This is a genomic window from Flavobacterium sp. FlaQc-48 (assembly GCF_044007335.1).
Lineage (GTDB): Bacteria > Bacteroidota > Bacteroidia > Flavobacteriales > Flavobacteriaceae > Flavobacterium.
In genome coordinates, this window is the sequence record NZ_JBIPCR010000011.1 from 32,438 (window position 1) to 55,356 (window position 22,919).

Here is a 22,919-nt window from a genome sequence, read left to right on the forward strand (position 1 = left end):
CCCTGATTAAAATAAAAATGAAGTCAGGTAATCGCCAGGTTGCTCATTTTTCATAAAACATTCAGGATAACCCAAAACAAAAAAGCCTTTCAAGATTACTCTTAAAAGGCTTTTTTTCTACAAATTAATTAGCAATATTATTTCCAGCCGCCGCCTAAGTCTCTATAAACATGGACTGCAGCATTCAATTGTTCTTTTTTAGTATCTACCAATTCCAGTTTAGCTTCTAAGGCATCACGTTGTGTCATCAACACTTCGAAATAATCAACTCTGGCTGATTTAAACAAATCATTAGAAACATCAATAGACGTATTTAAAGCATCTACTTGTTGTGATTTCAAGTCATATCCTTTTTGAAGATTTTCGATCTTAGAAAGTTGGTTTGAAACCTCTAAATAAGCATTCAAAACCGTACGATCGTAATTGTACAACGCCTGAAGCTGTCTTGCATTGGCACTGGCAAACTCTGCCTTGATCGCATTTCTGTTGATCAGTGGTGCAGCAAGATCTCCCGCTAATGAATACAAAATTGATTCAGGAAACGTAAACAAATAAGAAGGCTTGAAAGCGTTTACTCCTACTGCAGCCGAAATATCCAATGACGGATAAAACTCAGCACGAGCTACTTTTACATCTAATTTCGAAGCGACCAATTCTAATTCTGCCTGCTTTACATCAGGACGATTCGATAATAATTGAGACGGAATTCCTGAACTTACAGCTGCCGGCAATAAACTTAAGAAGTTGGTGCTGTTTGTTCTTTTAATTTCCTGTGGATATCTACCCAACAAAAAGTTGATCTTATTCTCAGCTTCTTTTATTTGCTGACGAATATCAAACTCCATACTTTTTGAAGTTAAAACCTCTGCTTCAAATTTCTTAACCCCTAATTCTGTTGCTCTTGCAGCCTGTTTCTGGATTTTTACAATTTCCAAAGCATTAGTCTGCAATTTGATCGTTTGGTTCACAATATCCAACTGCGTATCTAAAGCCAGTAATTCATAGTAAGAATCAGCAACTTCAGCAATAAGATTGGTAATCACAAAGTTTTTACCTTCAACGGTAGCCAAATATCTGTTTAAAGCTGCTTTTTTAGAATTGCGCAGTTTTTTCCAGATATCTACTTCCCAGTTTGCATAAGCAGAGATCGTAAAATCTCCCAAAGGATCAGGTGTTTCTACACCCGGCTTAATTTCTGTAGTAGCATCACCGGCACCCTGACTGGTATATCTACCTACTTTTTCTACACCAGCTCCGGCGCGAACACCTACCGTTGGTAATAAAAGTCCTTTTTTGACACGAATATCATTCTTCGCAATTTCAATTTCCTGCAAAGTGATGTTTAATTCCTGATTGTTTTTCAGGGCAACATCAATCAGGTCTACCAGATTTTGATCTTTAAAGTAATCTTTCCAGGCTAAAGCTGAGGTGTTATTGTTGGCATCCTGAGTTTGGGTTGTTGTACCAAATGACTCCGGAACCGGCGCACTTGTAGTAGGTGCTGCCTCAGGCGCAGGGGCTTTACACCCTGCAACCGTAAGACATATACCTAATGCAATACCATATTGATATGATTTAAATTTATACATGATTGTTATCAATTTCTTCTGTTAATGGATTTTCTTCTTCATGTTTTACCAATTTATGTTTCTCTGCAATTTTGGCAAAAATAAAATACAACCCAGGAATTACAAATACTCCGCAAATAGTACCTATAAGCATACCTCCGGCAGCTGCAGTACCAATAGTTCTGTTACCAATTTTACCCGGACCAGTAGCAAAAGCAAGTGGCAATAATCCCGCAATAAAAGCAAAAGAAGTCATCAAAATAGGACGGAACCTCGCTTTCGCTCCCTCCATTGCGGCTTCAAGTACTGATCTTCCTGCTGCATGTCGCTGTATCGCGAACTCTACAATCAGTACGGCATTTTTACCTAATAAACCAATAAGCATGACCATTGCTACCTGAGCATAAATGTTGTTTTCTAATCCTGTTAATTTCAACAATAAGAAAGCTCCAAAAATACCCGCTGGTAAAGAAAGGATTACGGATAATGGTAAAATAAAACTTTCGTATTGGGCAGCCAAAACCAAGTATACGAATCCTAAACAGATTAAGAATACCCAAATGGCCTGATTACCCTGTGCCACCTCATCGGCAGAAATACCTGCCCAGTCAATGTCATATCCCCTAGGTAATTTTGCAGCTGCAACTTCCTGAATTACTTTAATCGCTGTTCCTGAACTATAGCCCGCTGCAGCAGAACCACTAATTTGTGTGGAAGTGTACATGTTATGTCTCGTAATTTCAGAAAGTCCGTATACTTTTTCTAATCTCATAAAAGCTGAAAAAGGAACCATTTCATCACGATTGTTTTTTACATACAACTTTAAAATATCATCCGGCTGAGCACGGTACTCCGGAGAAGCCTGAACAATTACTTTATAGTTGATTCCGTATTTAATAAAACTAATTTCGTAGTTACTTCCCACAAGAGTTGACAACGTATTCATGGCATTTTCGATAGACACTCCTTTTTGCTGTGCCATATCATTGTCGACTTTCATCATGTATTGAGGAAAACTGGAACTGTAAAAACTGAATACATTAGATAATTCCGGATGCGTATTTAACTCCTTAACAAAATCGTTATTTACCTGCTCCATTTTTTTGTAATCATTAGAACCCGTCTTATCTAATAAACGAAGCTCAAATCCTCCGGCAGCACCATATCCCGGTACAGCAGGCGGTTGAAAAAACTCAATATTGGCACCCGCTATATCTTTAGATTTTTCTTCCATTTCGGCCATAATCTCAAGAACAGAGTGTTTTCTTTCACTCCAGTCTTTAAGGTTGACCAAACAAGTTCCTGAGTTTGAACCTGTACCTTCAGACAGAATTTCATAACCTGCTAAAGAAGAAACTGATTTTACTCCATCGATTTTTTCAGCAATTTTTTGCAGCCTTTCTGCAATATTATTGGTTCTTTCTAATGATGAACCCGGTGGTGTCTGAATAACAGCATAAAACATACCCTGATCCTCATTCGGGATAAATCCGGAAGGAACAGTACTACTAATCAACCATGTCCCGGCGCAAAATCCAAGAAGTGCAATAATAGTAACCGCTCTCCTGTTTACAATTTTACCTAATAAGTTTTGGTATTTGCCCTGTGCTAAATTGAACTTATTGTTAAATCCATCTATAAATACATTTACAGGTGTTTTCTTTTTAGGTGCTCCATGATTATTTTTTAACATCATTGCACAAAGTGCCGGTGTCAAAGTCAAAGCCACAATACCTGAAAGGATAATAGCAGTTGCCATAGTAACCGAGAACTGTCTGTAGAATACCCCTACAGGACCAGACATAAAAGCTACAGGAATAAATACCGCCGCCATTAAGAAGGTAATCGCAATAATTGCCCCCGCAATTTCGTGCATTGCTTTTTTAGTCGCTTTAAGTGGTGAAAGATGCTCCTCCTCCATCTTGGCGTGAACCGCTTCGATTACTACAATCGCATCATCGACGACGACCCCAATAGCTAAAACTAAGGCAAATAATGTGATTAAGTTCAATGAAATATCAAAGAATGTCATAAATACAAACGTTCCTATCAAGGATACGGGTACCGCAATTGCCGGAATAACCGTTGAACGCCAGTCTCCTAAGAAAAGGAATACGACTATACCTACCAGAATAAAAGCTTCAACCAGTGTATGAATTACTTTTTCGATAGAAGCATCCAGGAATTTAGAAACGTCATAGGAAATTTCATAATCCATTCCTTTAGGAAATCTTTTCTTAATTTTTTCCAATTTAGCCTTTACCTCTTCAATAACCTGATTGGCATTACTACCAAACGATTGTTTCAATACAATTGCTGCAGATGGCCTACCATTTAAGTTCGAATAAATATCGTACATCGAACTACCAAATTCTACTTTGGCAACATCTTTCAAACGTAAAAGTTCCCCGTTAGCATTTGATTTTACTACAATATTCTCGTATTGCTCTTTGGTGGTAAAACGTCCTGAATATTTTAATACATACTCAAATGCCTGAGAACGCTTACCGGAACTTTCACCTGTTTTACCAGGAGAAGCCTCCAAACTTTGGCTTGATAAAGCATCCATTATCTCATCAGCAGAAATTTTATAAGCCAGCATACGATCAGGTTTCAACCAGATACGCATGGCATATTCACGTGTTCCTAAGATATCTCCTGAACCAATACCATTTACCCTTTTCAATTCAGAAAGTACGTTGATATCAGCATAGTTGTACAAGAACTTCATGTCGGTATTTTTGTCTGTACTGTAAAGATTCACGTACATCAGCATACTCGGCACTTCTCGGGTAATTTTGATACCTTCTCTAATTACTAAAGGAGGTAATTTATTGGTAACCGAAGCTACACGGTTTTGAACGTTGATCGCAGCCTGATTAGGATCTGTTCCTAAGTTAAAGACCACTTTTATCGTAGCTTCACCATCATTTCCGGCATCAGAAGCCATATATTTCATTCCGGGAACTCCATTTAGAGCTCTTTCCAGAGGAATTACAACGGCCTTGATCATCAATTCACCGTTAGATCCTGGATAATCTGCGGTAACATTCACCATTGGTGGTGAGATTGTAGGGAACTGTGTAATAGGTAAACTTAATACCGACAGTACCCCTAAAAAGACAATTATAAGCGATATTACTATCGACAGTACAGGTCTTTGAATAAATTTATTAAACATTTTATATTTTTTTAATGATTAAACCAAATTGGAGTTTCACAAATGTTTCAGGTTTAAAGTTTCAGGTTCAGTACGAAACCTGAAGCTTAAAACAAAAAATTACTCTGCTTTTACGCGCAAATGATTCATTACCTCTTTTGGAGACTGGAATTCATATTTAATTTTGTCATTCTCTTTTACTTTCTGAACTCCTTCAAGTAAAATCTTCTCATTTTGAGTAAGTCCGGTTTTAATCACATATAAATCAGGAATTTCACCTGTAATTGTAATTTCTCTTGAGTTTACTTTATTGTTTTTATCAATTACAAAAACATATTTTTTATCCTGGATTTCGTAAGTCGCTTTTTGCGGAATTATCACAGCATTTTTAAGAGGTACCAGCATTTGAACTTGTCCGGTTTCACCATTTCTTAGTAATTTTCCTGAATTAGGGAATCTTGCTCTAAATGCGATATTTCCCGTTTCGTTGTTAAATTCACTTTCGATAAGTTCTACTTTTCCTTTTTCTTTGAAAGTATCACCATTGGCCAAAACTAAACTCACTTTATTATCAGCACGGTCTTTTACATTGGTCTGATATTGTAAATATTCCGGTTCCGAAACATTGAAGTAAGCAAACATCTGACTGTTGTCTGAAAGGCTGGTCAATAATTCACCTTCGTCGATAAGACTTCCCAGTTTTAAAGGAATACGGTCAATCGTTCCGTCAAACGGAGCTCTGATTTCGGTAAATGATAAATGTAGTTTTGCTAATGCAACCTCAGCTTTTGCTGATTGTAGTTTTGCCTGAGCAACACTTAATTCGTTTTTAGAAACGATATTTTTATCTGCTAATAATTTTGAATTTTGTAATTCGATTTCTACTGATTTTTGTTCAGCTTGTGCTTTAAGCAATTCTGCCTGATACATGTTGGGCATAATTCTAAACAACAGCTGTCCCGCTTTTACAAACTGCCCCTCATCAACATAAATATTTTGTAGAAACCCTTTTTCCTGGGCACGGATTTCGATGTTACGCACAGATTTAATCTGAGAAACATACTCTTTTACAAACGAAGTATCCATTAATACCGGATTTGTTGCGGTAAATTTTTCCGCTTCTTCTTTTTCTTCTTTTTTAGCTGTACAACTAGTAAGGCACACAAGGGCAATTAAGCCTGTGAACAAGATAATTCTTTTCATGATTTAGTTTGGAAATTAAGCGATTGAATGCTTGGAATACAAAGATTCCTTTAGATGGAAAAATGCATCAGCAGCCTTAAGTCAGAACTTAACTTTCATATTAAGAAGAAGTAGAAAAAAAATATACATCAACAAGATATGGAGAATCACAACTTAGGTAACCGATGTATACGGGTAAATCAAATTCTTAAAACTCGTTGAGTAATGTATATAGGATTTGACTGGCCACAGAATGGCACGAAGATTTTAAAACGATTGTAATCATTTACAATAGTCTGACTTGAAAAGGAAAGATACCAATTGTCAAGTAAACTGTAGTTTGTTGCAAAAAACTTATTCGTAAGTCCATCTTTAAGATCATCACTTCCGAGGTATTCTTCTTCAAGATCCACATCGGCATCTTCAATAATAGAACTGCCCTGATCCTGATTGGTGAATTTTACACGGTGTTTTTTCTCAAGAGTATGGTGATGAAAGTTTTGAGGAGTACCAGCATTAAGATATTGACCTCCGCCGAACAGAAGCAAATTCATGAATACTAAAAATACTATTAACTTTCTCATTTGGGTGCGAAAGTAAGCAAAGTATCGAAAGAAAAAAAGATTTTTTTATAAGCTTTAACATTTAATAAAAGCGAAAACGTTTTCATTATTTTATTAAATATAAATTATTATAAAATATTATAGTTTTTTGCTAAAAAATCACAAAAAAACAGCTTCATATTAGAATCAGATTGGTAAAAGGGAAGAAATGAACGAAAAACAGTCAAAATCGCAAATATTAGACTCTTAACATTTTAATATGTAAATTTCATACACTTTTTCACAGCAAAACTTCCATTATAGTAAATTCCTGTCCTTCTTTTATGAAATTTTGTTGTGTAGCCATCATACCAAATTTCTCATAAAATGACTTTTTATGGGTTCGGGCATTACACCAAACTTTGCTTAATTTCTTTTCTTTTGCAAGATCCAGAATATATTGTAGTAAAACCGAAGCAATTCCTTTTCCCTGAAACTCTTTTAAAGTGGCTAATTTTCTAAACTGCATTTCATCTTCAGTAATGAAACAGGAAACTATCGAAACTAATTTTTCTTTCTCGAAAACTCCAAAATGCAATCCTGAATGATCTTCTTCTAATTGTACAAATTCAAAAGGCAGATCCGGCCACATTACTTCGTGCCTGATTTTCCAAGTTTCAGAAGGTTTTATTTTTTTAATGTCCATTCAATACCTATTTCTTTAAGAATTTCAAATTTAATGCATTTAAATTGGTATATCCTTGCCTGAGAGCCAAATCACATTACACTCATTATCAAAAACATACACAAATTAAATAAGATAAATCATTCTTTTTAAATTAATAATTTTTATTTTTATGCTATCTAAAAAATAAATCCCGTTATGAAAAAATTTATTCTGGCAGTATTGTTATGTATTAGTGTAAATGGTTTTGCGCAATTGATACAATTTGGACCTCAGTTTTCTTATAATATTACTTCTCCGCTTACGGACGATTTTAGTTCAAAAAGTTCCGGAACAGGTTATGGTGTTGCCGGATTTGCAAGGGTAAATTTGTTGCTCTTTTATGGTCAGGGCGAATTTGGCTATGCACAATCAAAATTTAGTGTGTCTCAAACCGGGATTGGAGAAACCGAATATAAGCTATCAGGTACTGACGCTACCTTACTGATTGGTTTTAAAATTGTTCCTCTGGGAAAATTAGGGAATGTTCGAATTTTTGCCGGATACAACTGGAAAAATTATTCAGATATAAAGGCCAATAATAGTTTAAATTATATTGCTCTTGAAAAAAACAACAGCAGCATTCTTGGAGGAGTTGGTGTTGACTTATGGAAGCTGACTTTAGATTACCGGTATCTTGCCGGAGTTACGGATCTCGATCCTTCAGGAAGAAAGGTTAAAACAGCTGTGTCTAATATCTCTTTAGGATTTAAATTTTTATAAAATAATAACTCCTGAAATACAAAAGGGAATCTAACTGTTTAGATTCCCTTTTGTATTATTTTACTTTAACATAGTAACGTTCCATATTATCACTTTCAATTTTCTTTACACCGTTTTCATCTTTAATACCTACGTTAATAACGTGAAGTTGATCTGAATCTTCATTAATAGAACAATTCCATATGGTACCATCTGATAAGATGATATCCGAAAACAGTGAGTCGGATTTGTTCTTGTTGTAGTACACTAAATTTTCTGTTTTGATGATTTTCTTTTCCCCGGTCTTTTTGTTTATTTCATAAAACACGATCTCGTTTTGAGTAATGGTTACTAACTCATCAAAATCTTTTTCGGCATAACTTACAGATTGGCTAACAGCCCAGATTGGTTTATCTCCCATCATTTTCCAGTTACCCAGGGCCTGTGCCAAAATAGTTTCCCGTAAAACGTTTTTTATAGTATCGATCTGTTTTAGGGATTCTTTACCAATTTCAGTTTCGGGTTTAATGGTCGAAGCAATGTGAAATAAATCAAGAGCCTTTTTTAAATCAGCCTTTTTATAATAAGAGACAGCTAATTCATATCGGCTTTTTTGAAATGCAGTTTTCGGATCATTTTGAGCAATTGTTTTAGAAACAATCAAAAAAACAATCAAAATTAGGGACTTTTTCATTTATATAGCAAGTTTTTCATTTTTTGCAAACGTAGTTTTTTAATCCCATATTTTCTTACAGTTTCTCAAATTTATTTTATTCTAAGAAAAAACTTAAATGAATTAAAAAAAGAAGAGAATCTAAATAATTAGATTCTCTTCTTTATCATGCTTATTCTCAGGTTTAAACTGAAAATGAATTTAAAATCTCCATTGCTTTTTGGACATCTTTTTTATTCACAAAAATATGATCGTGATAAAAAGCAGCTACTACATTGCAGCTAATATTATGTGCTGAAAGCGCTTTCGAAAATGCAGCTGTTAGTCCAACGGCTTCTAATGACGAATGTACCGTAAGCGTGATCCAGGACATTACAACCGAATAATCCAGTTTCAATTTATCGGCTATTTCTTTTTTAAGAATCAGGGTAACCGCTTCTTTTTCTTTAAAAAACATTTCAATTTCGTTGAGATCTGTTTTTTCTAAACTTTCGACTTTACAAAACACATAATCTCCCAAAACCTGTTCGGGTTTCATGCTTTTGAGCAATTGTCGTAAATCTTTTTCTCCGGACATTTTATGTGTTTCTGTTCTATTTATTTTACAATAAAAGTATTATTTTCCGGTGTAGCATCCATAAAAATACCGCCATCAGCTTTTACTTGTTTAATTTGTTTATTCGTTTTTAAAGTAATTGTAGCTAATTTTTGATTTCGTTCCCAAATAGATGGCGTTTGATGAACTGTTTCTGTTGTGTTGTCCGAATAAGTAACAATGACATCAAACGGAATCACAAAACCTCCCACATTCTCGATGGAGACTACATTCCTGGAAACGCTTTTAACTGATACATCGATATAATTATTAGTAAAAAACCAATTATTAAAGAACCAGTTCAGATTTTTTCCGGAAGCTGCATTTATAGAATTAAAATAATCCCACGGAATAGGATGCTTACCATTCCAGTTGTCCATATAAGCATGCAACGATTTTTTGAACAAATCATCGCCTAACATATCTTTTAAAGCCAGGTACGAAAGTGAGGCTTTTCCGTATGAATTATTCCCGTATCCGGGACCTGAAACCTGTGTCGACATTGAAATAACAGGCTGATCTTCTTCTGCTGAACGATCACTTATATAATCTTTAACCCTAAAATCTTTGTAGAATTTATCGGCTGCTTCTTTTCCGTGTTCGGCAATTCCAATTAAATATTCAAAAGTCGTTGCCCAGCCTTCATCCATAAAAGCATAACGCGTTTCGTTGATTCCCATATAAAAAGGAAAATACGTATGTGCTACTTCATGATCCTGAACCAATTGGGCAAAAACAGGATCGCCCATCTGAGAATCGTTACACATCATTGGGTATTCCATGTCTGCAAAGCCCTGAAAAGCGGTCATTTTTGAAAAAGGATATGGAACTCCCGGCCAATTGTTCGAAAAGAAATCCAGTGCATATTGGTTGTTTTTTACCGAGTTTACAAAATCAGTTCCCTTTATATCATACGCCGCCTGAACACTTGCGCGACGATTTGTTTTTTTATCTACCAAAACACTGCTGGCATCCCATAAATAATGATCACTTAATCCAAAACAAACATCTGAAATGTTTTTGGCTTCAAATTTCCAGACATTCCACTCATTTTGTTTGGTTACAATTCCTGTTTTTAATTCTTTTTCGTTGGCGATATGCAAAATTTCATCTGTAGCATACGATTTTTTTAAACGTGCCGAAAATTCCGGTTGCAAAACTTCATCAGGATTTAGTAAATCTCCCGTCGCATACACAACATAATTTTTAGGCGCTTTTACTGAAAAAGTATAATCATTAAAATCATTATAAAACTCCTGACGATCTGTATGAGGCAATCTGTCCCATCCGTTGTAATCATCAAAAACAGATACACGGGGATAACTGTAGGCTACAAAAAAAGTAGTTTCGTCTATTTGTCCTTCTCTCCCGCTCTCTTTTGACAAAGGGTAATTCCAATCGATATTAATTGTAATTTTTGAATGTGGCAGAAGTGCTTTGTTCATCTTTACATTTCCTACCGTTCCCCAGCTTCTGGCATCTTCTTTGTAAATTTCACCTTCAATTTTTAAAGAAGTAATAGTTAATCCGTTACTCAAAAAATCATCATTGACATTTCCGCTTCTGGGCGAAGAGGGTTTGTGCAAATTATTTACAAATCTAATGGCAAGATTTCGTAAAGTATCATTACTATTATTCTCGTAAACAATAGTTTCTGTTCCGCTAACTATTTTAGTCTTTGCATCTACAGCAATATCCATATTGTATTTCCCATGGTTTTGCCAGTAGTTTTTACCCGGTTTTCCGTCTTTAGAACGGGTTCCTTTAGTGTAAGCTTCCTTTATATTTCTGGGCATATAAAGTTCTTGCGAAAAACCATTTTGTGCCAAAAACAAAAATGCAATAAGTACAAATTGTATCGATTTTTTTTCCATAAAGTGATTATATTTTGTTGATTGAATATCAGTTATAATATTAGTGATTTTTTTAACTTTTTGTTACAATAACGACTAAAAAATTTATTACGCCATTTTCAAAAAAAACTTAAAATCTTAAACACTCAGAACCTTAGAAACTTTTAAAAATAAAAACCGTCTTATTTCAAAAGAAAAAGACGGCATCTACAATTAATATATAACCTTGGTACCTACAAAATATAATCGGTATTAATAAAATTTGATTCTTTGCTGTTTAGCAATTCCTGCAAAATTTCATTATTATAATCGATATCTTTTGAAGCCACGAACGTACGAATAGAGAAAGAACGCAAAGCATCAGGAATACTAAGGGTTCCTACAGCAGAATCTTTACGACCTGTAAACGGAAACGCATCCGGGCCTCTCTGACAAGAACTGTTGAGGTTTACCCTGCAAACTAAATTTACTAAAGCATCAATAAGCGGTGCAAGGGTTTTAATGTCTTTGCCAAACAAACTCACTTGTTGACCGTAATTTGATTCTGCCATATCTTCAAGCGGTTCGCTAATATCATTAAAAGAAATAACCGGAACTACGGGGCCAAATTGTTCTTCATGATAAACACGCATCTCTTTGTTTACCGGATATAAAACCGCCGGAAAAATATAATTATCAGTGTGTTTTCCGCCTTTTTCGTTCAATATTTTGGCTCCTTTACTGGTAGCATCATCAATTAAACCTTGTATGTAAGCTGGTTTTTCTGATTCCGGCAGCGGCGTTAATGAAGCACCTTTATCCCATGGATTTCCAAATCCTAAGCTGTCTACTTTTTCAGAAAAACGCTTGTTGAATTCCTCTACGATAGAAGTATGAACATATAAAACTTTCAAAGCGGTACAACGTTGCCCGTTGAAAGATAAAGTTCCTGCAATACATTCCTGAATAGCCAGATCTAAATCGGCATCCGGTAAAATAATCGCCGGGTTTTTAGCTTCTAATCCTAAAATCAAACGCAAACGGTTTTTATTTGGATGCTGGTCCTGCAAAGCAATCGCCGATTTACTGTTTCCAATTAATGCCAGTACATCTATTTTTCCTGATTTCATAATTGGCGAAGCTACTTCACGGCCTCTTCCGTATACTATATTGATAACTCCTTTTGGAAAACTGCTTCTAAATGCTTCTAACAATGGCGAGATACATAAAACACCGTGTTTTGCAGGTTTAAAAATCACCGTATTCCCCATAATCAAAGCCGGGATTAATAAGGAGAACGTTTCATTAAGAGGATAATTGTAAGGTCCAAGACACAAAACCACGCCAAGAGGTCCGCGACGAATCATCGCATTCACGCCCTGTACTTTTTCAAAATGCGAACTGCGTCCGTTTAGTTCTTTATAACTGGCAATAGTATCATAAATATATTCAACCGTTCTGTCGAATTCTTTTTGCGAATCGCCAAGATTTTTTCCAATTTCCCACATCAAAAGTTTAACCACTTCCTCACGGGTTTCTTTCATTTGTCGAACAAAATTCTCCATGCATTTTATACGGTCTACCACTTTCATAGTAGGCCATAAACCTTGTCCTTTGTTGTAGGCGGTATTTGCAGCTTCAACCACTTCGGCAGCTTCTTTTTCTGCCATAAACGGAATCGATCCTAATAAAGTTGGTGTATATTTTTCTGTTGATGAAATGGTAGAAAAAACAGGTGTGGTTTGTCCTGTCCATTGTTTTAATTCGCCATTTACAAGATAGGTGTCTTGATTTATAAGGGTTTTAATCTGATATTCTTCGGGTATTAAACTCATAATCTGGTACTTTATAGTTTGGTTATTAATAGCATTTTAAAAAAGAAAAAGAGGCTTTTTGTGCCTCTTTTTCTTTCTTATGGATTTACGGTTTCGCCTTCCCAATCCAGGATTCCGCCAAGCAAATTGTAGGCATTATTAATACCTAATTCATTCATAATCTGACATGCTTTAGCACTTCTGGCTCCAGAACGGCAATACACATAATAATTTTTATTTTTATCTAATTCTTCGATTTCATAAATAAAACCCTGACCTTTATTAATGTCAATATTCACGGCATTCTCGATATAACCGTCATTAAATTCGTCTTCAGTTCTTACGTCCAGTATAACTGCATTCTCGTCAGCAGCAAGCTGATTAACCCAATCTTCTTGTGATAAATTCATAATATGTGTTTTTTGTAAAATTACGACGTTTCTATTAATTAAAAACGTGCCAAATGCGATTTCGATTATTATTCTCAGAAAACGTTTTAGAGAAACTATTATAATCAGTGAAAAACAAATTTACTTACTATTTTTAAAAATATAACCTATAAACTCGATAGAAAATAGGATTTTTTCATTTACACAAAATACATCTCAAATATAGTTTTCTGACAATTAATACTACTTCAAACTACTATCTTTGTAAAAAATTATAATTTTTGATTTCTATTTGATAAAATTGTTTGCAAATAATTATGCTGTTTTTTATTCATACTTTGTGTTGAAATCTATTTTTTGCCACAGACTATAAAGATTACCATGATTAAAATGTTTGCCACGAATGGCATTAATTTTCACGAATTGATTTTGTGTTAATTTCTGAAATCTGAAAAAAAATAAAAATTTAAACATATAGAAACACAGGTTTTTTTTAAGGTTAAGAGCAAAATAAAATAACACACTATTTACACATAGCGATGTGCATTCATGCAAAGTGAAACGCCCTTTTTAAGTAACAAAAAGCTTATGTTTCTATGTGTTAAAACATTTTAAACTTTGATTAAAAATAAATAAATCTGTGCAAACCAGTTCAATCCGTAAAATCCGTGGCCCAATAATTACAATACTTAACCCATGCAAAATTCATTAAAAAACATATTTCCTAATTTCTCCAGCGAACTTATTGCAACAATCGAAGAAAACGGAAGCCTGCAGGACTTTGAAGCCGGAACCATTTTAATGCGAACCGGACAATACATTAAAAACACGGTTTTAATTACCAAAGGAAAAATCAAAATTTATCGCGAAGGCGAAGATGGCGGCGAATTTTTAATGTATTATTTACAACCCGGACAAGCCTGTGCCATATCGATGATTTGTACCGCCAAAAGCGAGAAAAGCCAGATTATGGCAAAAGTGGTCGAAGATGTTGAGGTGATGATGATTCCGCTGCAAATGATGGACAAATGGATGATGGAACACAGATCGTGGTACGAATTTGTAATTGAAACCTACAGAAGCCGTTTTGAAGAAGTCCTGGAAGTGGTAGACAATATCGCTTTCCGTTCTATGGACGAACGTCTGGAGTTTTACCTCAAAAGACATTCTGATGCCTGCGGCTGTTCTGAAGTTAATCTTTCACACCAGGAAATTGCAACTGAATTAAACACTTCCAGAGAAGTCGTTTCAAGATTACTCAAAAAAATGGAACAAAGAGGTTTGGTCAAACTCAACCGCAACCAAATTGAGTTACTAAACACGAATTTCACAAATTAACGCTAAGTTTTTTTTATTTGAACCATTAAGAAATTAAGAAAAATTAAGGCTTAGTTACTTAATCTTCTTGATTAATTACGATATACAAAGAAGCAAACTTAATTTTCTTAATATCTTAATGGTAAAAACTATTTTAGACAACTCTTGTCATTTCAAAACAAACCTGTGAAAACCCGTTTCATCCGTCAAATCCTTGGGCTATAAATCAGTAACAAAAATTCCTTATGTGATAAATGTTACTGTAGATTTCTTTTTATCAAAGCACCTTTGCATAAAACTAATGCAATGGAATATTTAGGTTATTTTGCTTCGATCATTATAGGGATTTCCCTTGGCTTAATTGGCGGAGGCGGATCGATTTTAACCATTCCTATTTTAGTGTACTTGTTTAAAGTAAATCCGGAGCAGGCCACTTCTTACTCTTTATTTATTGTGGGACTAACGGCTATGTTTGGGAGTTACAGCCATTATAAAATGGGAAATCTAAAACTCAAATCGGCGTTGTATTTTGCGGTTCCGTCTGTAATTTCGATCTTGATTATTCGTGAAGTTATTTTTCCTCAAATTGCTTCTACCTTATTTTCTGTTGCTTCGTATTCCGTTTCCAAAGATTTTCTGATTATGATTATCTTTTCGATATTGATGATTACAGCCTCAATCTCCATGATCCGAAAAAACAAACCCGAAATAAAAGCCACAGAAACTAATTATACCCAACTAGCCATAATAGGTTTCATTGTCGGTATCATAACCGGATTTCTTGGTGCCGGCGGAGGGTTTCTGATTATTCCTGCCCTGCTCTTTTTTGCCAATTTACCCATGAAACAAGCCGTAGGAACTTCATTGTTAATTATTACAATTAATTCATCTATTGGTTTTGGCGGTGATCTTTATATTGGAACTCCTATAAACTATCCTTTTTTATTAGGCGTTTCCGGAATGCCACTTTTAGGAATGATTATAGGCAGTCAGCTTTCTAAGAAAATTGATGGTACCAAACTAAAACCAATTTTTGGATGGTTTGTATTGGTGATGGGATTTTATATTATTACTAAGGAGGTTTTGTTTTAAAGTTTTTTCTCTCGCAGATTTAGCAGATTTTTATTTTACTACAATTTTTGCTTCTTAATTGCAGCATAACCACAATCATTGTCATCCCGAGGTCTAATTTTTATCCTAAAAAAAGTAATATAAATGACTTTTACCGCAGAGACCGCAAAGTTTTTATGCAAAGTTCGCAAAGTTTGTTTTGAGATCGCTTTGCTTTGAGATCGCAAAGGGATTGCGAAAAAAAAGGGAGAAAATAAAACTGATCATACGCTCATTAATTTAGATTAAAATTTAAAACGTCATTGGTAGGAACGAGGGATCTCCACAAAAAACTCGACAATCAAAATCGCCAATCTTTGCAGAGCTACTTGCGGAGATCCCTCGTTCCTCGGGATGACAAAAAATATGCGGACTAACTTTGACAAAGACGAAAACTAAAAATGAGGAAACAAATATCGCTTCCCATTATTTACTCTTTACTCTCTATCCTCTATTCTCTATCCTCTATTTTCTATTCTCTATCCTCTATCCTCTATCCTCTATCCTCTATCCTCTATCCTCTATTTCCACCAATGATAATAATTATGTAATCCGTCATATTCAAAACCACAACGCGGATATAAAGTGTTGCCTATATCATTTGTCTTTTCAGTTTCCAGCATCAAACCGCAGGCATTTGTTTCTTCACACCATTGTTTACTTCTGTCAATTAAGGCTACCGAAAGTCCTTTGCCTCTATAATCCGGCTGTACAAAAAGATCACTCAACAGCCATTGTTTTTGTAATTTTGTGTAGTGAAATAATTTGTAAAGTTGTACAAAGCCAACGGCTTTTCCGTCCACAATTGCTAAAAAAATATCCGATTCATTGTTCAGTAAACGTTCTTTAAGAAATGCTTTTCCTTTTTCGACATCAGATTCCTGACGGTAGAAGACACGATAAAGGTTAAAAAGGTTTGCGGCTTCGTTAAGGTCTTCGATACTTGCTTTTTTGATTTTGTAATCCATTGTTTTTAAATATTTTGATTAAAAAACGAAAGTATTCCAAAGGGCAAATTCGCTTACAGTCCAGTTTATACAAAACAAGATCATCCAGTATTTAAAACATCAAAAAGAGCATTTTGCAGTAAGTAAATCAACAAAATTATTTTTCTGTAAATCAATTCTTATCTAACTTTTAGAGTTTTGCAAAGAGAAAAAAAAGTGCAGATTAAAAAAAAGTATTCGAAGCATAACGCTCTGAAAGAGCTTTAGCAATAGCATATTGCAAAACACTATGAATAAAAACATTTGTTATTTAGCCCTGAAAGGGCGAAAGCCTAACCGCAAAGAAAAACTTCATTGTGTGTTATATGTATTTTCTAAGAAAGCGATTATTTGCTTTTGCCCTTTCAGGGCGATATTCGCTTTTAGTTTAGTTCGTAGTGCAATGCACTACGCTGGTGATTTTAGACCTTCGGCCTATTTGTTCAAAAGCTTTTCAAGATATTCTACTTTTGCTTTTTCAGCCAGAACTAATTCTTTCTCGGCCAGAACCAAACGTTCATAAAGTTCAACCATTTTATCTAAAGGATTGAAAGTACAAGAATTATTGGTTATAAAACTATCAGAAACAGCTTCATTATTGGTTACAAAACTACCTGAAACAGCTTCATTAAAAGTGTTGAAATAATTGATAATACCTTCTTCCGAAAAGTTTTCAATTGCTTCTACCGTAACTCCAAGTACTTTTGCAATCTCTACAAGTCTTTTATCGTCAACTTCCTCGCTTCCTTCAATACTGGAAACAGTTTGCTGACTTACACCAATTGCTTCTGCAAGAATCTCTTGTTTCATTCCTTTAAGCTCTCTGATTCGGCTTATGTTGCGTCCGATATGTTTTGGTTTTGTTGCTGTGCTCATAGTTCAAAGATATTAAAATTCTTTAAAAAAATATAGATCTGGTAAAATACAGGTTCTTTTTTGTAAGATACGTTTTACGGGTTTAAATAAATCTTTGTCAAAGCTTTAAACTTTGACAAAGAGGAAAACGTAAAGATAGCACAGATTTATTTTTTCCATGACTCCAATATTTCTTTATTATCTAACATAAATTTTTCATTATTTCTATAAACTGTGATAACTGTTTCTCCTTTTTTCTTGACAATTGAATCTCCAATTTTAATTTTCGGCCAAAATTGACCAAAAGGAGAAAATTTAGTTTCATTACTTAAATATATCATTGCCGCATTATGATTGAATTTTTCGAATCCCTTATCAATTACAATCCCTTCAAAACTCTGTTCCTGAATATTTTTTAATGATCTTTCATATTTACTTCTATCTGTATCTATGGTAAATGATTTTACGAAAAGAAAAACAGCAAAAATAGTTATTCCGATATTCAGAATTATTTTCCATTGCTTATTTGACAATTCTAAAGCTTTCTTCATTTATTTTAATCGTAACAAAGTATTTATAGCATATATAAATCCAATAGATGCTTTGCCTGTTTCCATTTGAAAACTGAATTCTTTTCCATGAATATCAATAATTTTACATATTGATAGCTGAGGCTTATTTAGATCTCCTTTAAAATTACCATATTTCACGCTATCAACATCATCAAACTTCAAAGAATGAATGCTGTTATTCGATTTCTCAATAATACGACGTGTTGTTATGAGTGTAGTAACATTCGGGCTTTTCACTTCAAAAACAGATAACTCATTTTCTTCAAGATCAAAGTCTAAACTTTTCCCTAGAAAATATACCTTTGAATAGATCCATTCTTCTGGGTGCATGATTTTACGACTAAGAGCTGCAATTGTAATATTCTTTTTTGAATTATCTGTTTTCAATCTCTTTAAACTTTTAAGACCTCAAACTTTCCATTTCTTTATAGTTTTATGTCTATTTGCTTTTGCCCTTTCAGGGCGATATTCGCTTTTCGTTTTGTTCGTAGTGCGATACACTACGCTAGTGATTTTAGACCTTCGGCCTATTTGTTCAAAAGCTTTTCAAGATATTCTACTTTTGCTTTTTCCGCCAGAACTAATTCTTTCTCAGCCAGAACCAAACGTTCGTAAAGTTCAACCATTTTATCTAAAGGATTGAAAGTAAAAATAGGCCCAGATGCACCTTGACCATTACTTGCACTATTGTCGTAAAAATTATTAAAAAAATTAAAAACTGATTCTTCCGAAAAATTTTCAATCGCTTCTACTGTAACTCCTAGTGCTTTTGCAATTTGTTCAAGTTTTACTTTATCAATTGATTCATTTGACTCAATAATCGAAATAGCCTGCTGGTTTGAACCAATTGCTTGCGCAAGTGCTTCTTGTTTCATTCCTTTAAGCTCTCTGATTCGGCTTATATTACGTCCGATATGTTTTGGTTTTGTTGCTGTGCTCATAGTTCAAAGATATTTAAAATTCTTTAGAAAAATATAGATGTGGTAAAATACAGGTTCTTTTTTTGTAAGATACGTTTTACATGCCTTAAATAATTCTTGTCAAAGTTTTAAACTTTGACAAAGATGAAAACGTAAAGGTTAAAATTAAGAATGATCAAATATCTATTCTAAAACCTCAAAACGATCTCCTCTATAAACAAACAACTTTTCAGAAACAATATTCAATCCTTCTCCCTTAAGTTGTTCAATAAAATCATAAAGTTTAGATATATTATTTTGATCTTTACTGCCTGTGACATAAACTATATTTGGATTGGGAATTGCTACAACAATATCTCCAAATACGGAAAAATTTTCATGATTCCAGATTTTCACTAAAATCAAACTCGAAGAAAATTCCCCTTTATATTTTACAGCATATAGCCCCTCACCCCCATCAATATTGATTTCGGGATAAGCACTAAGATTTTCTAATGCTTTAGCTCTTAAATCTTCAATTGAATAATTCAAATCTGCCAAATCATTTTTCTGAATAAAATAAAGTAATTTTTCTTTGCTTTCTACGTAATAAACAGATAATTCTTCATTGTAGCGATCAAAAATCATTTCTTCAAAACCTGGATGACCAAAGGAAAGGATTTCCACAGCTTCTTTACCTTTTAATACTGGAAGAATTTTTTCAGTTTTCACTCTCTCTTTCGGCATATGAGTATCAAAAGTTACGTTAAGATAACGATCAATTGTTTCATCAATTAAATCAGGCCGTCTTAAATAATCTTCGTAGCATTTAACATACGTAAACTCAAAAGTTTGATTTCTGTACTCTGTAATTATATTCAATTGATTTTGCGAAATAGTTTTTACGCCTTCAATTCTTTCACTTAATTTTTTTATAATTAACTCAGCAAATTCATTTTCTGACAACAACTCTTTTTCAAATAGCAGTTCATTTTTTTGCTTGAGCTCTTTTAAACTTTGAGCAGTTAAACAATCCTTTAGATATCGTTCTAAACCCACCATTTTATTAGCATCATCTAGTAAAAATATTTTGTCAGAAATAATAGGATGCCCTTCTTCCTTTAGTTTTTTTATAATATCATAAAGTTTAGAGATGTTTTCCTGATCTTCACTCCCTGTAACAAAAAAGGTATCTCGCGTAGGAATTGCAGCAACAATATATCCGGGAACAGAGAATTGCTTTCTAAGAAATAAGTCCAGAAGTATAAAACTTGATTCATATATTCCGCCGGCACTAACTCTGATAAGTCCATTTGTGTCGTGACTTTGAATTCCTGGTAGATTGGCAAGATTGTTTGCTGCTTTTAAAAATAATTCTTCCATTGAATAATTCAAATCTGCCAAGTCACTTTTTTGAAGGGGATAAAATTTATCCTCACGTTCTTCGACGAAAAGAACAACCAATTCTTCATTAATTTGGCGATAGAGCACATTATCCATAACAGAATTACCTTCAATATGCTCTTTTATAAATTGTTTATTTTCTATACGGGGGAGAATTTTTTCGGCATCCACTTTTGTTAATTCCACAAGAGAAAGAAAAGCAGATTTTACATTTGTATGAATTTCATCAATCGAATCGGGATCCTCTAGATATTTTTGATATTCTTCGCCGTAACTAAAAATTTTTCTATAATTCTTATATCCCAGCAACAGCTGAATTGAAGCATGAATACTTACTTCCAGACCATCAATACTTGATTCTAATTTTTCACCAAGCTTATTTACAAATTCTTCTTCTGTCAATATTTTCTTTTTCCTTTTAAAAAACATAAATAATTAAAACTTTAAAATTATAATTTGAACAGTCCTTAGTTTTAACCAAGGAGATTATGAAAACATTTCTTCTCGGCTTTAATCAAATATACCCATTTTTGGCTAAAGTCCAAATCCTCTAAAACTAAAAAAACCGTTGGTTAAAACCAACGGCTATTCATATAATTAATTCGTGTAATTCGTGGCAAAAAACTAATGTTCCCCATACCCTACATCATCCATTTTCCCGCTAAATACTCTATACTGAATAATAAAATAAATAATCACCAAAAACAAAGCGATAAAAAACCAGCTCATTCCGGCATTCAATCCGTATGCTCCGGCGGCAATATTGTAAATGGTTAATGACGGATTTACAGTACTGGTTGAAGGCAAAACATTTTGCATTACTTAACCAAATAATATTGAGTAAAGATTTACTAATTCAATTAATTACACAAGGGCATAAAACTTTTAATACCCCCCTTATTCATTACAATAAAGGATGCTATTTTACCATTGTTAATTAAAAAATACCGAACGTTTTTTTGTCCGGCTTTTAAAATAAAGACTTTTGAGAAATCTTCATTTAAAAACTCTTTCTTAACCTCCGGATCTTCATCTGCTCTTGATAATTTCAATGCTGCTAAGTCCTGAGACTGCATTTCATTGCATAGCTCACTGATCTGATCTTCGATAAATTTATTCAGAGCGCCTTGGTTCACCTTAGTGTTTTTGCTTTTGCAAAAATATTTATTTCTTAGTAATTCAGGATTAGCTTTTTTATCCTTGCACGAAATAACAAAGTCAAGGATTAGCTTTTCGTCCTGATTTTGAATCGTGCACCCGAAAAGAAAAATTAGAAAATAGAATGATAGGAATTTCATAGTTAGTTACATTTAGTATTAGAGAGTGCTTTTCCACCGGTTGTATTTTTACTGCCACCAGCAGGTACTGGCATAGCTCTTACATCTTGTCCCAGATTACCCGGATTAGTACCGGAACCTCCCGGCCAGCTTTTCTTAATTCAAACCGTTGGTTAAAACCAAAGGATATTCAATAGTAAAAAATTCGTGAATTCGTGGCTAAAAAAAACTTAAAACCCCTAATGCTCGCCATACCCAACATCATCCATTTTTCCGCTAAATACTCTATACTGAATAATAAAATAAATGATCACCAGAAACAAAGCGATAAAAAACCAGCTCATTCCGGCATTTAAACCGTATGCTCCGGCGGCAGTATTGTAAATGGTTAATGACGGATTTACAGTATTGGTTGAAGGCAAAACATTCGGAAAAATCGAAACGGCTGTCGAGGCAAATCCGCCAACGAGAAACAAAGTCGAGAATAAAAATCCCATACCGTCTTTTTGATACGAACGCACTTTGAACAAACCTACGATTCCAACAAAAGTCATTACAGGAAAAAACCAAAGAATTGGGTTTTCTATAAAATTATGAAACGGTTGCGGTTCGATAAAATGCCAGATTTGCAACGAAATAATCACTAAAACCAATAAAACAATATTGAGTTTGAAAACCAGATTTTTAAGTTTTGTATTCAAAGACGAATTGGTTTTAAAGATAATCCAGTTCGCACCATGAATCGTTAAAGCGACAACACTCACAATTCCCAGAAAAAGGGTAAACCAATCTATGATTCCTAATTCATTTGCCTGAGGGCTAAAAGTCGGGTTCCACAAAGGCAAAAAGAAAAAATGTGCTTCTTGTGTCGAAACACCATTGGTTACCATTCCGAGGTTTACACCACGAACAATATTCCCTAAAGCAATCCCAAAAAACAAGGCCAAAAGTAAACTGGCAATTCCAAAAGCTTTATCCCAAATGGCTTCCCACATGGGGTGATGCACTTGTCCGCGCATTTCTAATCCGATCGCGCGGAAAATCAACAACCATAATATCATGATCAGCGGCAAATAAAATCCGCTAAAAGAGGAAGCATACAAAGTGGGAAAAGCAAAAAACAAAACACCTCCTGCCGCAATAATCCAAACTTCATTGGCATCCCAAAACGGACCAATGGCACTTGTAATCGCTTTTTTATCTTTCTCTGTCTTGGCAAAAAATAAGTGAATAATTCCTGCGCCAAAATCGTAACCGTCTAAGACAATATAAACGGCCAGAATTCCCATTAAAACTACATACCAAAAAAATTCCATAT

21 protein-coding genes and 1 pseudogene are annotated in these 22,919 nt (G+C 34.2%); 3 read left to right on the forward strand and 19 right to left on the reverse strand.

The window, feature by feature from the left end:
* Positions 1 to 137: 137 nt before the first annotated feature.
* From ACHRWY_RS17100 to ACHRWY_RS17120, 5 genes are all read right to left on the reverse strand, one after another.
* Complete coding sequence (locus tag ACHRWY_RS17100; protein ID WP_395356299.1) at positions 138 to 1,589, reverse strand: TolC family protein; 1,452 nt, start codon at positions 1,587 to 1,589, stop codon at positions 138 to 140.
* Positions 1,582 to 4,749 (reverse strand): efflux RND transporter permease subunit, encoded by a 3,168-nt coding sequence (locus ACHRWY_RS17105; RefSeq protein ID WP_395356300.1) that lies wholly within the window; start codon positions 4,747 to 4,749, stop codon positions 1,582 to 1,584. Before ACHRWY_RS17105 ends, ACHRWY_RS17100 begins: the two co-directional genes overlap by 8 nt.
* Positions 4,750 to 4,848: 99 nt before the next feature.
* Positions 4,849 to 5,931 carry an efflux RND transporter periplasmic adaptor subunit gene (locus tag ACHRWY_RS17110; RefSeq protein WP_395356301.1) on the reverse strand — a complete coding sequence of 361 codons (1,083 nt, stop codon included), beginning with the start codon at positions 5,929 to 5,931 and terminating at the stop codon, positions 4,849 to 4,851.
* Positions 5,932 to 6,110: 179 nt separating this feature from the next.
* Entirely contained in the window at positions 6,111 to 6,494 is a 384-nt protein-coding gene (locus ACHRWY_RS17115; protein ID WP_395356302.1) for a hypothetical protein, read from the reverse strand.
* A 259-nt stretch (positions 6,495 to 6,753) separates the two neighbouring features.
* Positions 6,754 to 7,158: a GNAT family N-acetyltransferase gene (locus tag ACHRWY_RS17120; protein ID WP_395356303.1), complete on the reverse strand. Its 405-nt coding sequence runs from the start codon at positions 7,156 to 7,158 to the stop codon at positions 6,754 to 6,756.
* 177 nt (positions 7,159 to 7,335) lie between these two features.
* On the opposite strand from ACHRWY_RS17120, the gene ACHRWY_RS17125 reads away from it, so the two are divergent.
* Positions 7,336 to 7,899: a hypothetical protein gene (locus ACHRWY_RS17125; protein WP_395356305.1), complete on the forward strand. Its 564-nt coding sequence runs from the start codon at positions 7,336 to 7,338 to the stop codon at positions 7,897 to 7,899.
* A gap of 55 nt (positions 7,900 to 7,954) precedes the next feature.
* Here ACHRWY_RS17125 and ACHRWY_RS17130 read toward each other — a convergent pair whose 3' ends face one another.
* The 5 genes from ACHRWY_RS17130 to ACHRWY_RS17150 form a co-directional block, all read right to left on the reverse strand.
* On the reverse strand, positions 7,955 to 8,572 hold the full coding sequence (locus ACHRWY_RS17130; RefSeq protein WP_395356306.1) for a hypothetical protein: 618 nt from the start codon (positions 8,570 to 8,572) through the stop codon (positions 7,955 to 7,957).
* Positions 8,573 to 8,735: 163 nt separating this feature from the next.
* Positions 8,736 to 9,128: an ACT domain-containing protein gene (locus ACHRWY_RS17135; protein WP_395356308.1), complete on the reverse strand. Its 393-nt coding sequence runs from the start codon at positions 9,126 to 9,128 to the stop codon at positions 8,736 to 8,738.
* 20 nt (positions 9,129 to 9,148) lie between these two features.
* Positions 9,149 to 11,020, reverse strand: a complete 1,872-nt coding sequence (locus ACHRWY_RS17140; protein WP_395356309.1) for a M1 family metallopeptidase — start codon at positions 11,018 to 11,020, stop codon at positions 9,149 to 9,151.
* A 212-nt stretch (positions 11,021 to 11,232) separates the two neighbouring features.
* Positions 11,233 to 12,813 (reverse strand): NADP-dependent glyceraldehyde-3-phosphate dehydrogenase, encoded by a 1,581-nt coding sequence (locus ACHRWY_RS17145; protein ID WP_395356311.1) that lies wholly within the window; start codon positions 12,811 to 12,813, stop codon positions 11,233 to 11,235.
* Positions 12,814 to 12,890: 77 nt separating this feature from the next.
* Positions 12,891 to 13,202, reverse strand: coding sequence for a rhodanese-like domain-containing protein (locus tag ACHRWY_RS17150; RefSeq protein ID WP_121329352.1), 312 nt, complete (start codon positions 13,200 to 13,202; stop codon positions 12,891 to 12,893).
* 675 nt (positions 13,203 to 13,877) lie between these two features.
* Here ACHRWY_RS17150 and ACHRWY_RS17155 point away from each other — a divergent pair.
* Positions 13,878 to 14,519 carry a Crp/Fnr family transcriptional regulator gene (locus ACHRWY_RS17155; RefSeq protein ID WP_395356312.1) on the forward strand — a complete coding sequence of 214 codons (642 nt, stop codon included), beginning with the start codon at positions 13,878 to 13,880 and terminating at the stop codon, positions 14,517 to 14,519.
* Positions 14,520 to 14,804: 285 nt separating this feature from the next.
* Entirely contained in the window at positions 14,805 to 15,590 is a 786-nt protein-coding gene (locus ACHRWY_RS17160) for a sulfite exporter TauE/SafE family protein (RefSeq protein ID WP_395356313.1), read from the forward strand.
* 539 nt (positions 15,591 to 16,129) lie between these two features.
* Here the strand turns inward: ACHRWY_RS17160 and ACHRWY_RS17165 are convergent.
* The 9 genes and pseudogenes from ACHRWY_RS17165 to cydB all read right to left on the reverse strand — a co-directional run bounded on the left by ACHRWY_RS17165 (position 16,130) and on the right by cydB (position 22,917).
* Positions 16,130 to 16,576, reverse strand: a complete 447-nt coding sequence (locus ACHRWY_RS17165) for a GNAT family N-acetyltransferase (protein ID WP_395356314.1) — start codon at positions 16,574 to 16,576, stop codon at positions 16,130 to 16,132.
* A 453-nt stretch (positions 16,577 to 17,029) separates the two neighbouring features.
* Positions 17,030 to 17,470 carry a helix-turn-helix domain-containing protein gene (locus ACHRWY_RS17170; protein WP_395356316.1) on the reverse strand — a complete coding sequence of 147 codons (441 nt, stop codon included), beginning with the start codon at positions 17,468 to 17,470 and terminating at the stop codon, positions 17,030 to 17,032.
* Positions 17,471 to 17,616: 146 nt separating this feature from the next.
* On the reverse strand, positions 17,617 to 18,000 hold the full coding sequence (locus tag ACHRWY_RS17175; RefSeq protein WP_395356317.1) for a hypothetical protein: 384 nt from the start codon (positions 17,998 to 18,000) through the stop codon (positions 17,617 to 17,619).
* Complete coding sequence (locus tag ACHRWY_RS17180; protein WP_395356319.1) at positions 18,001 to 18,408, reverse strand: hypothetical protein; 408 nt, start codon at positions 18,406 to 18,408, stop codon at positions 18,001 to 18,003. It lies immediately after the preceding gene.
* Between the two features lie 140 nt (positions 18,409 to 18,548).
* Positions 18,549 to 18,962 carry a helix-turn-helix domain-containing protein gene (locus ACHRWY_RS17185; RefSeq protein ID WP_395356320.1) on the reverse strand — a complete coding sequence of 138 codons (414 nt, stop codon included), beginning with the start codon at positions 18,960 to 18,962 and terminating at the stop codon, positions 18,549 to 18,551.
* A gap of 162 nt (positions 18,963 to 19,124) precedes the next feature.
* A complete protein-coding gene (locus ACHRWY_RS17190) occupies positions 19,125 to 20,726 on the reverse strand; it encodes a hypothetical protein (protein ID WP_395356322.1) in 1,602 nt (533 codons plus the stop codon).
* 222 nt (positions 20,727 to 20,948) lie between these two features.
* Positions 20,949 to 21,146: pseudogene (locus ACHRWY_RS17195) on the reverse strand (cytochrome d ubiquinol oxidase subunit II); the annotation flags it as partial.
* Between the two features lie 38 nt (positions 21,147 to 21,184).
* Positions 21,185 to 21,622 carry a hypothetical protein gene (locus ACHRWY_RS17200; protein ID WP_395356324.1) on the reverse strand — a complete coding sequence of 146 codons (438 nt, stop codon included), beginning with the start codon at positions 21,620 to 21,622 and terminating at the stop codon, positions 21,185 to 21,187.
* Between the two features lie 218 nt (positions 21,623 to 21,840).
* Positions 21,841 to 22,917, reverse strand: coding sequence for a cytochrome d ubiquinol oxidase subunit II (gene cydB, locus ACHRWY_RS17205; RefSeq protein ID WP_395356325.1), 1,077 nt, complete (start codon positions 22,915 to 22,917; stop codon positions 21,841 to 21,843).
* Positions 22,918 to 22,919: the final 2 nt, after the last annotated feature.

Coding starts and splice junctions, on each gene's coding strand:
- ACHRWY_RS17100 (WP_395356299.1), bottom strand. CDS start 1,589: ATGTATAAATTTAAATCATATCAATATGGTATTGCATTAGGTATATGT.
- ACHRWY_RS17105 (WP_395356300.1), bottom strand. CDS start 4,749: ATGTTTAATAAATTTATTCAAAGACCTGTACTGTCGATAGTAATATCG.
- ACHRWY_RS17110 (WP_395356301.1), bottom strand. CDS start 5,931: ATGAAAAGAATTATCTTGTTCACAGGCTTAATTGCCCTTGTGTGCCTT.
- ACHRWY_RS17115 (WP_395356302.1), bottom strand. CDS start 6,494: ATGAGAAAGTTAATAGTATTTTTAGTATTCATGAATTTGCTTCTGTTC.
- ACHRWY_RS17120 (WP_395356303.1), bottom strand. CDS start 7,158: ATGGACATTAAAAAAATAAAACCTTCTGAAACTTGGAAAATCAGGCAC.
- ACHRWY_RS17125 (WP_395356305.1), top strand. CDS start 7,336: ATGAAAAAATTTATTCTGGCAGTATTGTTATGTATTAGTGTAAATGGT.
- ACHRWY_RS17130 (WP_395356306.1), bottom strand. CDS start 8,572: ATGAAAAAGTCCCTAATTTTGATTGTTTTTTTGATTGTTTCTAAAACA.
- ACHRWY_RS17135 (WP_395356308.1), bottom strand. CDS start 9,128: ATGTCCGGAGAAAAAGATTTACGACAATTGCTCAAAAGCATGAAACCC.
- ACHRWY_RS17140 (WP_395356309.1), bottom strand. CDS start 11,020: ATGGAAAAAAAATCGATACAATTTGTACTTATTGCATTTTTGTTTTTG.
- ACHRWY_RS17145 (WP_395356311.1), bottom strand. CDS start 12,813: ATGAGTTTAATACCCGAAGAATATCAGATTAAAACCCTTATAAATCAA.
- ACHRWY_RS17150 (WP_121329352.1), bottom strand. CDS start 13,202: ATGAATTTATCACAAGAAGATTGGGTTAATCAGCTTGCTGCTGACGAG.
- ACHRWY_RS17155 (WP_395356312.1), top strand. CDS start 13,878: ATGCAAAATTCATTAAAAAACATATTTCCTAATTTCTCCAGCGAACTT.
- ACHRWY_RS17160 (WP_395356313.1), top strand. CDS start 14,805: ATGGAATATTTAGGTTATTTTGCTTCGATCATTATAGGGATTTCCCTT.
- ACHRWY_RS17165 (WP_395356314.1), bottom strand. CDS start 16,576: ATGGATTACAAAATCAAAAAAGCAAGTATCGAAGACCTTAACGAAGCC.
- ACHRWY_RS17170 (WP_395356316.1), bottom strand. CDS start 17,470: ATGAGCACAGCAACAAAACCAAAACATATCGGACGCAACATAAGCCGA.
- ACHRWY_RS17175 (WP_395356317.1), bottom strand. CDS start 18,000: ATGAAGAAAGCTTTAGAATTGTCAAATAAGCAATGGAAAATAATTCTG.
- ACHRWY_RS17185 (WP_395356320.1), bottom strand. CDS start 18,962: ATGAGCACAGCAACAAAACCAAAACATATCGGACGTAATATAAGCCGA.
- ACHRWY_RS17200 (WP_395356324.1), bottom strand. CDS start 21,622: ATGAAATTCCTATCATTCTATTTTCTAATTTTTCTTTTCGGGTGCACG.
- cydB (WP_395356325.1), bottom strand. CDS start 22,917: ATGGAATTTTTTTGGTATGTAGTTTTAATGGGAATTCTGGCCGTTTAT.